This is a genomic window from Ruminococcus sp. MSJ-25, from assembly GCF_018917825.1.
In the GTDB taxonomy this organism is placed as follows: domain Bacteria; phylum Bacillota; class Clostridia; order Oscillospirales; family Ruminococcaceae; genus Hominimerdicola; species Hominimerdicola aceti.
This window is the reverse complement of sequence record NZ_JAHLPI010000005.1, coordinates 1-15,076: the sequence shown is the minus strand read 5'-3', so window position 1 is coordinate 15,076 and position 15,076 is coordinate 1. Positions and strand designations below refer to the sequence as shown.

The window sequence follows — 15,076 nt, the reverse complement described above, 5'->3', positions numbered from 1 at the left end:
TCCACAAAAAAAATAATCTATTTTCAGTTTTCGGTGTAAGAACAATATCCTGTCTTGGAAGTCTGTCCTTTTCCTCTTTACATACAAACCACTCTGATGGCTTATATACGGCAACAATCAAAGAGTTGTAAACACCGAAAACATACTCAACCCTTATTGTACGAGGAAATGGTTGAACGCACCTTTTCCCTTAAAATCTAGTGGTTTGAGCCTGTGATAACCTTGAATTGTTCTATAATTTGTTATAGGCAAACAGGGTAAAGCTCTGTTCCTTAAACTTCATTTCTAATGTCATCCCTACAAACTGGAATTTAACTAATAGATGCCATTTTATTAGTCGGCCATGATCTCCTAAGAGCCACATAGGAGATTAAAAAGTTTGCAAGCCAGCCAACTGGTATCGCAAGCCAGACAAAGGCAATGCCGAAACGTGGTGCACAGATCAGGGCAACGGACAGACGAATCACAAGATTCACTATGTTTGCAACGAGGAACGGACGCATAATTCCGAGACCGCGAAGAACTCCATCGGTTGCCATCTTGATACCCATGAAGATGAAAAAGTAACCAAGCCACCTCATATAATCACCAGACACCTGATAGGCAAATGCCGTTCCGTCTTTTCCTAAGAACAGTGAGGAGATCTGCGTATGCAGCGCTTCAATGGTCACTAACGCAATGACCGCAAAGCACAGATCCAGCACCAGTGCAACATGGTAGCCTTTTTTGATACGATCAATTTTCTTTGCACCAAGATTCTGGGAAACATACGGCGAAACCGCATTGCCGATGGATACAAAGATCAATGAAAAAACATTTTCCACCCTCATCGTTGCTGCATACCCGGCGAGTGCCTGTGTGCCGAAAGGATTTACCACTGCCTGCACGATCATCATACCGATAGACACTGTGGACTGCTGCAAAACCGATGGTACCGCAATGCGAAGCATAGAATAAAGCTCCTGCCGGTCGAACCTGCTAAAGGAGCTCTTGTATTGCCGCATCCGAGACAGAAAGATCAAAAACGAAAACACGGCAGAAATTCCCTGTGCAATCAGGGTTGCAATAGCCGCACCGAACACACCGAGACCTAGCCCGGCTACCATCCAAAGATCCATTAAAATATTCAGTATGGACGAAAAAATCAGCAGTCCTAGCGGAATTTTGGATTCGCCGATTGAGGTGAACATGGTAGAAAGAATGTTATACATAAACAGAAACGGAAAGCCCACAAAATAGACCCGCAGATACAGTACTGCATCATCCAGTATGTCGGCAGGGGTTTGCAGTCCACTCATCAACGAGTTGGCGAAGAAAAAGCCAAAAACACCAAGGACTATACTTAGAAGCAAAAAGCTAATCAAGGAGATTGACACGATTGTTTTCATTTTGCCATACTCCCTGGCTCCGAAATAACGGCTCACAAGCACACCGGCTCCGACACCGGCTCCCAGTGCCACACAAATGAACACATTGGTCAATGCTGCACATGCACCGACAGCTGCAAGTGCGGAAGAACCAACAAACTGACCGACAATAACAGAGTCGGCCATATTGTATATTTGCTGAAAGAAACTTCCAATAATCATTGGCATTGCAAAAACCGTCAACGCTTTGAAGGGCGTATCGGTTATCAAATACTCATCTTTCGACATTATCATATTCCTCCATGGTATCTTGTATCGTGATGTAATCGGATTCTGTGCCGACTGATTCAACTTTAATCCGGCTATCGACTTTCCAATGTAGAACGATTCATTCTCATCCAACGGAAATCACTGCTCATATCTTTCATCCACAAAAAAATAATCTATTTTCAGTTTTTGGTGTAAGAACAATATCCTGTCCTGAAAGTTTTACTACCCTAAAAATTACACTACTCTCAAACCTCAAATTTAAGATAATGACACTACTCATCAGTGCATTTTATATTAGGCAGTAATTATATTATAGCATACAAATATAAAAAGTCAACAAAATTCAGATAACGAACATATCCTTGTCTATTATCAAAGTTTTTGAGTATGCTGATAGAAACGTTCATTTATCGATACATTTTTTATCTAAGCATACAGCTTATTTACAAGGTCACGCTGATTTATTTCAAAAGGTATTATCTGAGTTATAAGCTCTGCACGCTTTGGTTTTGTCAATATCACTTGACACATTTTATTCGAACAAGAATTATGCAGCGAGAAAGATATGATCATAGTAGAGCTTTCTTCGAACTGCCGAAGGCAGCCCACCGTTGGCGGTGCAGATTCTTCTGTTAGCCCAGTAACTCATATAATATCTCCAGATCATAGTCTTCAACTCTCTCATAGTGTATTTCTCCGATTTGTCCCCACGGCTGTAGAATAGCTCTTCTTTCATTCTTGCCCACATACTTTCACAGCGTGCATTATCATGACATCTTCCACCGGCACTGTTCATGCTTTGAATGATCCCATATTTCTTTACAGCAGCTCGGTACTCTTCGCTTGTATACTGACTGCCTCTGTCCGAATGTATGATACAGCCCTTTATATCAGGATATGACTTGTTTGCGTTTTCAAGAGTATGGCAGCAGAGCGAAGCTCTCATATTATCTTCAATAGCTATCCCCAGCGGCATCAGATCAAAGCAGTCAAATATCACTGAAACATAGAGCTTTCCATCCTTTGCCTTCACCTCGCTTATGTCGGTCACAGCTTTTTTCAAAGGCCTGTCTGCGTAAAAATCACGTCTGAGAAGATCATCCGATTTTCGAGCAAGCCGATCCGCTTTGGTTATCCCGTTTGGCTTTCTGCGAGGCTTGTGTATCAATCCTATCTGCGCCATGACCTTGCGTACAGTAGCTTCACAGGGAATGTCAATGTCAGTTTTCCCGGCAGTCTTTCTCTGCTGCAATGCAAGATACATACGCTCCCTGCCGTAGCAGTCATTATATTGGTCTTCTTCGTGGATCTTCATCATTTCATCCGCAAGTGCCTGATACTTCCAGGGGGCGTTTTTATGGCTGAGATGATCGTAAAATGCTTGTCTTGTAACCTCCAAAGCCTTGCAGTAAAAACTGATCCTTCCTGTGATCCTACCGTCATCAGTCTTTTTGGAAATGAACTTTAACCGTTCTTCTTTCCTGACTTCCGACGGTTCGCGGCGAAAAAAGCAGATGCTTCCTCCAGAAATTCATTAAGCTCTTCAAGCTCTCGGTTTTTCTTTTCAAGTTCTTTTATCCGTTTGTTCGCTGCCTGGAGCTGCTGTGCGATAGTAAGTGACTCTCCCGGTGTACGTGAGCCTGCACCTGTGTCTATTTCCCCGATCCGCGCCTTTTGCACCCACGTCCCAAGCGTCCCTTTGGGGATGCACAGCTCATCTGCTGCTGCCTTGGTGCCAATCTCCTTTGCGAGCTTTATTGCCTGCTTTTTAAACTCTTCATCATATTGTTTTCCTGTTCCCATTGATGACACACTCCTTTGTTTTTATTATACTTTGATTGTTTTGTATGTGTCAAGTTTTATTATACAGAATTGGAAATTATCGTGTGAAAAATCGTTCTGAAGTAGTAACACATCGTCCGAAGGGAAGAAAAGATTATCAGCTTTTATATATTGCCTCCGGAAAAGGACATTTTTTCATTCACGGAGAAGAAAAAACGGTTTCAGCCGGAAATATTATTATATATTTGCCGGATCAACCACAGGAATATGTTTATTATCGTGCAGATCAAACCGATGTTTATTGGGTGCATTTTACTGGAAATGAAGTAGAAGAAATTTTAAAGTATTACAATATCAACCTGAAAAATAATATTCTCTATATTGGAACATCTCCCGATTATCAGTGGTTATTTGGTCAGATGATCCAGGAATTGCAGCTTTGCAGACCACGGTATGATGAATTGATTTCTTTGCAGCTGCGAAATATTTTTGTTTTGATAAGCCGTGCAATCATGAGTGCAAAGAAATTCAGCAGCACCAGTGAAAAAGAAGTTGCTTTTGCGATGCACTATTTTCGTAAGAATTACAACACAGAAATCAGCATTGAGGAGTACTCCGAATCCAGAGAGCTTAGCAACTGTTGGTTTATTCAGTGCTTTAAAGAAATCACAGGTTCCAGTCCGCAGCAATATATCTTAAAGCTGCGAATCTCCAACGCACAAAGTTTGTTAGAAAATACGGAATATACCATTACTGAAATTGCAAATATGGTTGGATACACCAATTCGCTTTATTTCAGCAGACTGTTTCATAAATACATTGGTATGTCACCAAAAGAATATCGAAAAGTAAAACTCAAAGAAAATCTCAGGGAGTAAAAAACAAAACTCGTTTGGCTAAAACTAAACCAAACGAGTTTTGTTGATTTTTGATAAGAAATAAGGAATGGCTACATTACCAAACACGTCTGAATTGCAATCTCCTCAGCCTGCAGCTCGAAGAGATTTTCAAACTGCCAAACCTTAGCCGTGTCGGCATTTTTCATCGCAAGTGCATATTCAAGATCAGTAGCACGCATTTTGTTCCAGATCTTCCATAATCAGCAGAGAAGATTTTGAAAAGGTACAGGAAAATCAGAATTAACTTCTTTGTTTTCCTAATAGTGTTTAATGTATTTAGTGATAGTATCGATTAATTCCTCCATGTTAATCGGCTTGGAAATATGGTCATTCATGCCTGAATCCAGGGATTCCTGAATATCATCTATAAAAGCATTTGCAGACAAAGCTATAATTGGAATCGTAACTGCATCGGACCGCTCTATATCCAAGGCTCGAATGGCTTTTGCTGCTTGGTGTCCATCCATGTTTGGCATCATAATATCCATTAAAATAAGATCGTATGTGCCTCGTGGATGATTTTTAAACAAATCCACAACTTCTTTTCCGTCTGATGCGCGTGTTACGGTCACACCAGCATCTTCCAGCATCATCGTAGCAAGTTCAGCATTTAGATCATTATCCTCAGCCATAAGAACATGAATACCCGTCAAATCTCTATGTAGATGTTGTTTTTGTTCTGATTGAATAACCTGTTCTGACAACTCCAGTGGGATCTCCACTGTGAATGTAGAACCTACACCTTTTTTGCTCTCAACAGCGATCGAACCGCCCATCATATCCACATATTTTTTTGTGATGGCCATACCAAGACCGGTTCCCTTATATTGAGTTCTGGCATTAGCATCATCTTCTTGTGAAAACGGATCGAATAATTTTTTCTGGAACTCTTCGCTCATGCCAATACCGTTATCTCGAACAACATAACGAGTTATGATATGTTTCTCATCCGCTCCTGGGTAACTGCTGATATCCAAAGTAATCTTTCCGCCGTCCTTTGTGAATTTCACAGCATTGCCAAGAAGATTCACCAAAACTTCTCGGATACGCGCAACATCTGCAAGGACATATGGGTTCTTTGGGATTTCTCGATGTACTTCAAACTTAAGATCTCGATTATAAAGAAGTCCATTCATAATCGCCTGGACGTTATCAGTCAATTGAGTAATGTCCACCGGTTCGGGCGAAATAGTAACTTTTCCACTTTCAATGCGAGTAAAATCCAGAACGTCATTCAACAAAGAGAGAAGATGATTCGAACTTTTTTGAACTTTCTCCAAGCTATCATGAATATCTGAAACCGTGTTCTGGTGAAGCGCAATGTTTGTAAATCCAATAATGGCATTCATCGGCGTCCTGATGTCATGGCTAATACTAAGCAAAAACGCAGATTTTGCTTTGTTGGCAGCATCTGCTTCCTCAGCGGCGGTCATTAATAATTGTTTTTGTTTTTGCTCTTCTGCCTTGCTTTTCTGGTAAACATAATAGGTATATAGACAAATCAAAAGCAATACAGCTCCTGCGACTAAACCACAGATGATGGAAATATGATTCGTCTCTTCAACCATTCCATAAGCTGATTGCATATCCATTTCAATGCAAAATGCGCCAATGATTTCTCCTGTCCCATCATGATTTGCTCTTACAGGATAGCAAGCCGTAAAAATCGGACCCCATGTTGTATCAATGATATCCTGAGAGTACACATTCTCCCCAGAAATAGCCCTATCAATATACGGAACCATTTCTTCCTCAATATAATCTCCAGGGTGTCTTACATCATCCGCATCCGAATCCAAACCGTCTACCACATAAACGAGTTTTCCTTCTTCATTTTTTGTAGCGGTGTAAATATATCGAGTAGAATTCAGTGTTCTGATTTCATTGAAATATGAAGAAATATCCTTATATAATTGCTTCTTTTCATCAGATTGATCTTTGATTTGATCAAAATCTTCTTTGCCGATTCTTCCATCCACTAGTTTGTGTACTGCATCTGCACTTGCTGTGTCACGTGTGATTTATGTTTCAAGGGCGGTCTTAGTGTAAGAACTTTGCAGAATAAATGTGTACAACGCTATTACAAAAATCGTCAAAAGCCCCGCAATCACAAAGATACTGCCTGTATTCTTCAGCCTAAGGAGTTTTTTCAAATTAATTCCTTCTTTTATTTTCTTCATGCTGCTCATTCACATCCTCTAAATCCCAGTTTATCGTTCATCCCTAACCTCTATAATTTCATCTACAAAAACAATATGTGGTTGCCAGCCTCCATTGAAATCGGGATATACTTTTGGCATGGAAGCATAATACTCCTGAACTTCAGTTGTAATATCCTCTTTGGAAAATTGATGTTGATACAACTTTTTGTAAAGAGATGTTAATTTTGCCTCTTTATAGGTTACTCCCTGACCGATTTCAATAGGAGTCAATCCTGCAGGATTGGTTGTCACCCTTTTTCATTTTCCAAAAATCATCCCAAAATGCCTGACATCTAATCCACTGTCTCAAATTGTGATATCTAATCCGAGGTCACAAGCTGACACATATTTTGCAGTGGATATGTTTCCATATAAGAAAACCGAGCTTTTTCAGAAGTCAGGCATTACCTCCTAACTACCGAAAAGCCGGAAATACGCCGCTTTTCGGCATTTATTTATCTTTTCTTGACAGCAATACTACGCTCTCAACATGCCCCGTCCTCCCAAACAGATCCACGCCCTTGACCTTGACCGTCTTATACCCCAACTCTTCCAGCACAGCACAGTCCCTAGCAGCAGTAGCGTGATTGCAGGATATCATAACTATCCTGTCAGGGGACATTTTTGCCATGTACTCCAGTGCGTCCCTAGTGCAGCCCTTTCTTGCAGGGTCAGCTATTATCACATCTGGTCGTTCGCCACGGCTGTAAAGTATCTCTGCTATCTTACCTGCGTCGCCACATATAAATTCCGCATTTGTGACATTGTTTGTTGCGGCATTTCGTTTTGCATTGTCTATTGCAGACTCTATTATCTCAACACCTATGAGCTTTTTCACCTTTAGGCTCATTGACAAACCAATCGTTCCTGCACCGCAGTAAAGATCAAGAAGAGTTTCCTTTCCTGTCAGCTGAGCATAATCTGCGGCAATTTCATAAAGCCGCTCCGCCTGAATTGTATTTACCTGATAAAATGACAGCGGTGATATCTCTATATCATTTCCACACATGGTATCGTGTATCGTGTCGCTTCCATACGCAGTAACAAGCTTCTGTCCAAGTATACAGTTAGTCTTTCGGCTATTCTCATTGAAAACTATACTCTTTATATCAGCATATTTTTTGCAAAGCTCACCCACAAGCACATCAAATACGCCACGCTTTTTAAGGTCGGTAATAACAAGACAGACCATTATCTCACCTGAGTGTTCGCCACGCCTGAGATAAATATGCCTGAGCAGACCGCTTCCCGTTTCCTCGTTGTATGCCTTTATCTTAAGCTCATTCACATATGCCATTATTTCATCGGCTATTGCCTTGAATACGGCAGGCTGTAATGCACAATCGGTGTGATCGCATACGCGATGAGAACGCCTTGAATAGAATCCGCAAACTGCCCTGCCGTCCTGCTCTGCTACAGGGTACTGCGCCTTGTTGCGATAGCCAACAAGCTGTTTACAACCCTCAAAGCTGTCATATTCAGGATAAAGCTTACCAATACGCTCAAATGAATCCTTTATGAACTGCTCTTTTACACGGCATTCTTCCTCATAGCTCATGTGACGAAAACAACAACCACCACACCTTGAATAAACAGGACAATCGTTCTTCGTTCTTTCAACCGAATCACTTACAATATTTTCGATAATGCCATAGCAATACGTTTTGCAGACCTTGACTATCCTGCATTCGATAACGTCGCCAATAACAGTAAAAGGCACGAAAACAGCAATGCCCTCGTGCTTTCCTACTCCGTTGCCCTCATTTGTCATACCGCTTATTTCAAGCCTGATAATCTCATTTTTCTTTAGCATAAAATTCCTCTATCTCATTTTTTCGCTTAAGCATAAGTTCAAAATGCTTATTGTATTCCAGCGGAAATTTGTAATTGAACACACGCTCCAAACGTCCGCCCTCTTTGTCAACAAGCTTTGTGGAGCCACCTGCACCCATTGCAAGTATGGTCTGAACCTCTTCCATTATATAGATATTATACAAACTCTCGTGACCCCGCTTTGTCCAGCCTATATTTTCAAGATTTTCAAGCATATTCTTCTGTCTGTAGAGATAATAAGGCAGATAGCCGCTTTCAAGAAGTCTTTTTGTGGCATACTCTACCATTTTATCGGCTGGATTTTTCAGCACTTCCCTGTCACCGCTGTGATTTAGCCTAGCCGCACGCTTTATGGAAAGTGTGTGTACAGTGATATTCTCAGGAGCAAGCTCGATAAGCTTATCAATGGTATTCTCAAAGCTCTCCACTGTGTCTGTTGGCAGACCTGCAATTATATCAGTATTTATAGAGTCAAAACCAACTTTTCTTGCAAGGTCAAAGCTGTCAAAAAACTGTGCAGTTGTGTGCTTTCTGCCAATAGCCTCAAGAACGCTGTCATTCAAAGTCTGTGGATTTATAGATACTCTGCCACAGCCGTTTGCTTTAAGCACCTTCAGCTTTTCTTCAGTTATGGTGTCAGGTCTTCCCGCTTCAACAGTGTATTCACGGACAGTTGACATATCAAAGCTGTTTGCAATGACTTTCATAACTCTGTCAAGCTGAGCAGCAGTGAGCGTGGTAGGAGTGCCGCCGCCAAAATATACGGTGTCAAGCTTCAAACCAAGCTTTTCCGTTATCTTCGCAGTATAAACTATCTCCTCACACAGCTTGTTCACATACTCAGGGATAAGCTTCATACAGCCCTCGATAGATTGCGAAACGAAAGAACAGTAGGAGCATCTTGTGGGACAAAACGGCACTGACACATAAAGACTAAAGCTGTCCTTTTCAAGCTCATCGAGGACAGGCTTCTGGGTTATAGCAGTTTTGTATGCAATATCGCACTTTTCTTCGCTGCAAAGATATCTGCTCTCCATGGCTTTAAATATCTCCGCCTTGTTCATGCCCTCACTGAGCATATCATTCACACGCTTCACAGGTCTTATTCCCGTTATAACGCCCCATTTCGGCACAATGCCTGTTATCTCGCTCATTGCCTTAAAAAGAAGTCTTGAAAGTGAAAGTTCCATGTCGCTTTCAAAATGCACAAACTCCTCTTTTTCGCAAGTCTTGCCGTCATATCTCACCTTAACGCTCAAACAAACATTGTCAGCGTTATCCTTTTTCTGAGCGAACACATAATCGTCCTCTGTATCTATGCTGTCAGAAAAAACGTGGGTAAAGAGCGTTGCAGGGATAAAAAGCTTCATTACTCCCTCAAGCTCATATTTATAATCGTTGCCGCTGAATATCAGAGTCATTTCAAAGCCTCCGCAGCCTGCCTGAGATATGGGTTATACTTTCTCTCAGCGTCAAGTGTCGTGACATTCATGTGCCCTGGGTAAACAGTGAGATTTCCACCAAGGTCAGCTATTTTCATAAGCGACTTCATAAGGGCTGTGCTGCTTCCATCAGGCATATCAGTTCTGCCAACACTTCTTGAAAATAGAGTATCTCCCGAAAACATATTCATGCCGCATATGAAACAGACAGAACCGCTTGTATGTCCCGGCGTTTCCAACACGTCAAATTCAAGCTCGTCAAGCTTTAGTATATCGTCCTCTGTAAACACATTGACCTTGCCTGTGTAATTTCTGTGTCCTCTTATTCTGAAAAGATTAGCAAGCATTCCTGCGTCATCTGTAAGCTTAGGCTTATCCATAATGTGGATATACACCTCGCAGCCTGTCCTGTCTACAAGGTCAGCCACAGCACCGATATGGTCAAAATGACCGTGTGTAAGAAAGATCTTTTTAAGCGTAAGACCGTGACTCTCTATCTCACCGAGAATATAATCAGGGTCGGCAGGTGCATCGATAAGAACGCAGTTATTTTCTTCGCTTGCAACAATATAGCTGTTCGTTTCACAAACACTCAATGGTTTGAGCCTATATATTTTCATTATCTGTCCTTTCTTATTTACCGCTTCTTTCAACAGAAATAACGTTCTTTATTTTCTGAAGCTTGTTTATAACATTGTTGAGCTGTTCCATTCCTGCTATGCTGACAGTTACGGAAAGCATTGCATTGCCGTTTTTCAGTTCCCTTGAGGTTGACTCATAGATAAAAATATTGATCATTGCAAGCGCTGACGAAACGTCTGCCAGCAGACCTATTCTGTCAACTGCTACAATATCCAAAGTACACTTGAAATAGCCAGTATGCTTTTCAGAACTTTCCCACTTAACATTTATCCAACGTGCGGCATTTTCAGGATCATCTTTCTGCGAAAGATAGTTCACGCAATCCTTTTTATGCACGGATATGCCATGACCTCTCGTGATAAAGCCGACTATTTCGTCACCTGGAAGCGGATTACAGCACTGTGCAAACTTGATAGCGCAGTTGTCGATGCCGTCAACGATAACACCAGTGGAATTTTTGGAAGTCTTTATCTTATTTTCAAGGTCAGAAGTATCAGGCTGAGCCTTTTCACCATATTTCTTATTATACTCAGATTTCAGCCTTTGCATCACCTTTGAAAGCTGAACACCACCGTAACCTATGGCTGCAAAGAAATCATCAAGAGTTTCACAACTGTGTCTGTGCATATCCATTTTGAGAAAGTCCTCAAGTTCTTCCTCAGGCACTCTTATATTATTTCTGCGAAACTCCCTTTCAAGAGCATTTCTTCCCTCAAAGATATTTTCCTCTCGTCTTTCCTTTTTGAACCATGAACGTATCTTGGATTTGGCTTCATTGGTCTTGCAGATATTAAGCCATGAACGGCTTGGACCATGACCTTCAACGTTGGTAGTAAGTATCTCGATTATCTCGCCAGTTTTTATCTGATAATCATAAGACACCATTTTCTTGTCTACCTTTGCGCCGCACATCTTATGACCCACCTGTGTGTGGATAGCGTAAGCAAAGTCGATAACAGTTGATCCGACAGGCAGTGTTATCATATCGCCCTTTGGAGTGAAAGCAAAGACGTCCTCAGGGGCAAGGTCATTTTTTATAGCCCTTACTATTTCCTCAACGTCGTTTGACTCCTGCTGTGACTCGATTATCTGTCTTATCCATGCAAGGCGCTGATCGTCCTTTGAACTACCCCTTACGCCCTCTTTATATTTCCAGTGGGCGGCGATACCATATTCAGCCGTTCTGTGCATTTCCCATGTTCTTATCTGAACCTCGAAAGGTATCCCCTCTCTGCCGATAACAGTTGTGTGAAGAGATTGATACATATTAGCCTTAGGCGTGGAAATATAGTCCTTAAATCTGTTTGGGATAGGTCTGAACATATCGTGGATTATGCCAAGTACGTTATAGCACTCGGTAACTGTATTGACGATAATTCTTACGGCATAGCGATCATATATCTGGTCTATCTCCTTGCCGTCACGATATACCTTTTTGTAGATACCGTAATTGCTCTTAACGCGTCCCTCGATAAGGGGAACAGGGTCAAAATCCTTTTCAAGCCTGTCATGTATCTTGTGCTTGATGTTTTCAACAAGCTGTTCACGGCTGCCCTTTCTGAGCTGCATTTGCTCGTCTATCTCAGCATAAGCATATGGATCAAGATAGTAAAAAGCAAGATCTTCAAACTCATCTTTAATTGAGCGTATTCCAAGGCGGTGAGCTATCGGTGCATAGATGTTCATTGTTTCATGGGCGATAGTTCTGCGTTTTGAATCTTTGCAATAATTAAGAGTACGCATATTGTGAAGTCTATCTGCAAGCTTTATGATAATAACACGAATATCCTCGCTCATTGCAAGAAGTATTTTTCTGATATTCTCGGCTTTCTGCTCATCCTTGGTGAAAGTTTCCACCTTTTTCAGCTTTGTAACGCCATTTACAAGCATTGCAACGTCTGAGCCAAAATTCTTCTGTAATTCTTCAAGAGTGCATGGAGTGTCCTCAACAACATCATGAAGAAGTGCTGCACAAATAGTATCAGTATCCATGCCAAGCTCCAAAAGAATATATGCAACAGACAGCGGGTGGGTTATATACGGCTCGCCAGACTCTCTTTTCTGATTGTGATGATACTTTTCAGCAAGTTCATAGGCGGAAACGATTTTTGACAGATCGTACTGCCTCTCGCCATCAAGTATTTTCTGAATAAGTGCATCAATGGAACACACCGACCTCTCACCTATATGCTCAGGCTTTGAAGCTTCAGGCACAGCGTCGGTATAGTCAGGAGAAGCCGTAGGAGCAGGCATTTCTTCAAACTGCTCTTTAACCTCGGCTTCGGCAGGAAGATTGTCTTCACTGACAGTTTTTATTTCTGGTATATTTTCCATCTTATCCATTTCAGCAGGATCAAGCAAAATATTCTCTTTATCTGACATTTTAGTTACCTGCCTTTCCAAGCATTTCATTCAGCTTAACAAGAGTTTCAGAGTCCTCAAGATTTACCTTCTGTTTCGGCACAACATAGCTTATTTTCATAGTTGCGGGTCTGAACTCGATAAGACCCTTATCACGGAAAATATCAACACAAATATGCAGTTTGCAATAATTCATGCTGTCGCCTGATATTTTCATGAAAAGATTATCCAACGTAATATTCTTAACTGCACTTATGTATTTATATACACCGATAAGCTCCTGCCTTGTCGGGATTATTTTTCTTATAAAACTTGCAGGAAGCTGTTCCCCGCGCATGAGCTTTTCATAACAATCCTTTGCCGCAAAATATCTTTCCTGCTTTACTCCACTCAATCTATGGTCGATAACTCTTATGGATATGGACTCACGGTTATTGAACACATTTATTCCAAGCTCCACGAGCATATCAAGCTTATCGCCAACTGCGAAACAAGCTTTTTCAGGTGCAAGGGAGAAAATAAGAGCCTGTCCTCTATAGCTTCCGTATGAAAACTCGATCTTTGTATGCTTGCCCTGCGACAGCGGTATTATCTTATCTACTCTTACTCCAAGCATTGCAAAAACTGGAGCAGGATTCTCTGCACCAAAAGGCTCCATTGCTGCAAGACCCTTTACATTATCAAGGTTGATATCCTGCGGCATAAGAAGCTTATCCGCTATAAGCTCAACGCTAGGGAATTTCTCCATAGGATCGCTGTATTCATACACCATTTGAGTGAACTTTTCAATGTTCTCAGCCTTCAGCGACAGACCTCCTGCACACTCATGTCCACCAAATTTATCAAGCAGCTCTCCGCAATGCTGAAAACACTTGAATATATTGAAGCCCTTTACGCTTCTCGCAGAGCCTCGTGCGTTTCCATCGTCATCAATGGAGATTATAACATTCGGCTTTCCGTAAAATTCCAAAATGCGTGAAGAAACAATGCCAATAACTCCGTGGTGCCAGCCCTTGCCTGAAAGCACAAGCACTCTATGGTCAAGAGTTTCAGGGTGAGCGTTTATATGATTTACTATTTCTGTCATTATCTCTGTTTCCGTCTGCTTGCGCTGGGCGTTAAGATTTAAAAGAGTGTCAACATAATTTTCAGCGTCCTCCGGGTCTTCGCTGAGAAGTGTTTTTACCGCTGTAAGTGGTGAGCCAAATCTGCCCGAAGCGTTTATAACAGGGGCAATCCTAAAAGCAATGCCTGTTGAGTCAAGAGCATTTCTATCAAGCTTTGCTTTATCTATAAGATAGTTTAATCCCAATATTTCGGTGTTTGCAAGATATTCAAGACCACGCTTGACAATAGTTCTGTTTTCCCCTGTGAGCGGCACAACGTCCGCAACTGTACCGATAGCACAAATGTCAGCATACTGTTCCATAACAGTGTCATAACTGCCGCCGTCAAGTGCAGCACAAAGCTTGAAAGCTACACCAACGCCTGCAAGGTCTTTGTATGACGAAGGACAATCTGCACGATGCGGATTAACGATAGCCCTTGCCCTCGGAAGCTTCTCAGGCGGTTGGTGGTGATCTGTGATAACAAGTTCCATATCAAGCTCAGCAATACGCTCAGCTTCCTCAACCGCGGAAATGCCGTTATCCACAGTGACGATAAGCTTAACACCCTTTTCTGCAAGCATTTCAATAGCTTCCATGTTCATGCCATATCCAGCCTCACGCTCAGGAATATAGTACATAATGTTTGCGCCCATGCTTTCAAGATAGTTGTAAAGTATAGTGGTGGACGTAACTCCATCGCAGTCATAGTCACCGTAAATACAAATAAGGTCATACTGATCAACCGCCTTGTTTATCACCTCGGCGGCTATAGCCATATCCTTTATAAGAAAAGGATCACTAAGTTCTTCTCCTTTAAAAAAATCAGCAAGGCTGTCAAAGTCAGTGAACCCCCTTGAAGTCATAACGTCTAGGGTAAGGCTTTTCAAGTCACACTTGTTCATAAACTCTGCAGTTTTCACAGGGTCAGGTCTGTTTATTCTCCATTTTTTCATATAGAAATAGTCCTTTACGCAAATTTACATTCATCATTCATTATACCACATAAACAGCCTTTTTTCAAGTAGCATCAAGAAAAAGTGTGAAATTTTAGTGTAGTGCTACAATAGATATTGGACAAAATTAAGAAAAAAGAAAAGAGAGATAGACAAAAATCTGATAAAATAAAGTTACCACACCAAATTCAAATCAGAAAGGAAGCCTATCTCTCAT

General features: G+C 41.4%; 12 protein-coding genes. 1 reads left to right on the top strand and 11 read right to left on the bottom strand.

The window, feature by feature from the left end; all coding sequences use genetic code 11:
* Positions 1 to 311: 311 nt before the first annotated feature.
* From KQH97_RS01240 to KQH97_RS01230, 3 genes are all read right to left on the bottom strand, one after another.
* Entirely contained in the window at positions 312 to 1,655 is a 1,344-nt protein-coding gene (locus KQH97_RS01240; protein WP_216552253.1) for an MATE family efflux transporter, read from the bottom strand.
* 529 nt (positions 1,656 to 2,184) lie between these two features.
* A complete protein-coding gene (locus KQH97_RS01235; RefSeq protein WP_367614648.1) occupies positions 2,185 to 3,069 on the bottom strand; it encodes an IS3 family transposase in 885 nt (294 codons plus the stop codon).
* 32 nt (positions 3,070 to 3,101) lie between these two features.
* Complete coding sequence (locus KQH97_RS01230; RefSeq protein ID WP_117563483.1) at positions 3,102 to 3,440, bottom strand: transposase; 339 nt, start codon at positions 3,438 to 3,440, stop codon at positions 3,102 to 3,104.
* A gap of 83 nt (positions 3,441 to 3,523) precedes the next feature.
* Between KQH97_RS01230 and KQH97_RS01225 the strand changes: the two genes are divergently transcribed.
* A complete protein-coding gene (locus KQH97_RS01225; protein WP_367614646.1) occupies positions 3,524 to 4,297 on the top strand; it encodes an AraC family transcriptional regulator in 774 nt (257 codons plus the stop codon).
* 71 nt (positions 4,298 to 4,368) lie between these two features.
* On the opposite strand, the gene KQH97_RS08720 is transcribed toward KQH97_RS01225, so the two are convergent.
* The 8 genes from KQH97_RS08720 to recJ all read right to left on the bottom strand — a co-directional run bounded on the left by KQH97_RS08720 (position 4,369) and on the right by recJ (position 14,859).
* Complete coding sequence (locus tag KQH97_RS08720) at positions 4,369 to 4,497, bottom strand: hypothetical protein (protein WP_278944994.1); 129 nt, start codon at positions 4,495 to 4,497, stop codon at positions 4,369 to 4,371.
* A 78-nt stretch (positions 4,498 to 4,575) separates the two neighbouring features.
* Positions 4,576 to 6,297, bottom strand: coding sequence for an ATP-binding protein (locus KQH97_RS08585; protein ID WP_216552251.1), 1,722 nt, complete (start codon positions 6,295 to 6,297; stop codon positions 4,576 to 4,578).
* 231 nt (positions 6,298 to 6,528) lie between these two features.
* Positions 6,529 to 6,771, bottom strand: a complete 243-nt coding sequence (locus KQH97_RS01215; protein WP_216552249.1) for a hypothetical protein — start codon at positions 6,769 to 6,771, stop codon at positions 6,529 to 6,531.
* Between the two features lie 199 nt (positions 6,772 to 6,970).
* Complete coding sequence (gene rlmD / locus KQH97_RS01210; protein WP_216552247.1) at positions 6,971 to 8,332, bottom strand: 23S rRNA (uracil(1939)-C(5))-methyltransferase RlmD; 1,362 nt, start codon at positions 8,330 to 8,332, stop codon at positions 6,971 to 6,973.
* Positions 8,316 to 9,773, bottom strand: coding sequence for a coproporphyrinogen dehydrogenase HemZ (hemZ, locus tag KQH97_RS01205; protein ID WP_117958360.1), 1,458 nt, complete (start codon positions 9,771 to 9,773; stop codon positions 8,316 to 8,318). Before hemZ ends, rlmD begins: the two co-directional genes overlap by 17 nt.
* Complete coding sequence (locus KQH97_RS01200) at positions 9,770 to 10,414, bottom strand: MBL fold metallo-hydrolase (protein WP_038673231.1); 645 nt, start codon at positions 10,412 to 10,414, stop codon at positions 9,770 to 9,772. Before KQH97_RS01200 ends, hemZ begins: the two co-directional genes overlap by 4 nt.
* 13 nt (positions 10,415 to 10,427) lie before the next feature.
* Positions 10,428 to 12,818, bottom strand: coding sequence for a bifunctional (p)ppGpp synthetase/guanosine-3',5'-bis(diphosphate) 3'-pyrophosphohydrolase (locus tag KQH97_RS01195; RefSeq protein ID WP_253286332.1), 2,391 nt, complete (start codon positions 12,816 to 12,818; stop codon positions 10,428 to 10,430).
* 1 nt (position 12,819) lies between these two features.
* Positions 12,820 to 14,859, bottom strand: coding sequence for a single-stranded-DNA-specific exonuclease RecJ (gene recJ / locus KQH97_RS01190; protein WP_117958358.1), 2,040 nt, complete (start codon positions 14,857 to 14,859; stop codon positions 12,820 to 12,822).
* Positions 14,860 to 15,076: the final 217 nt, after the last annotated feature.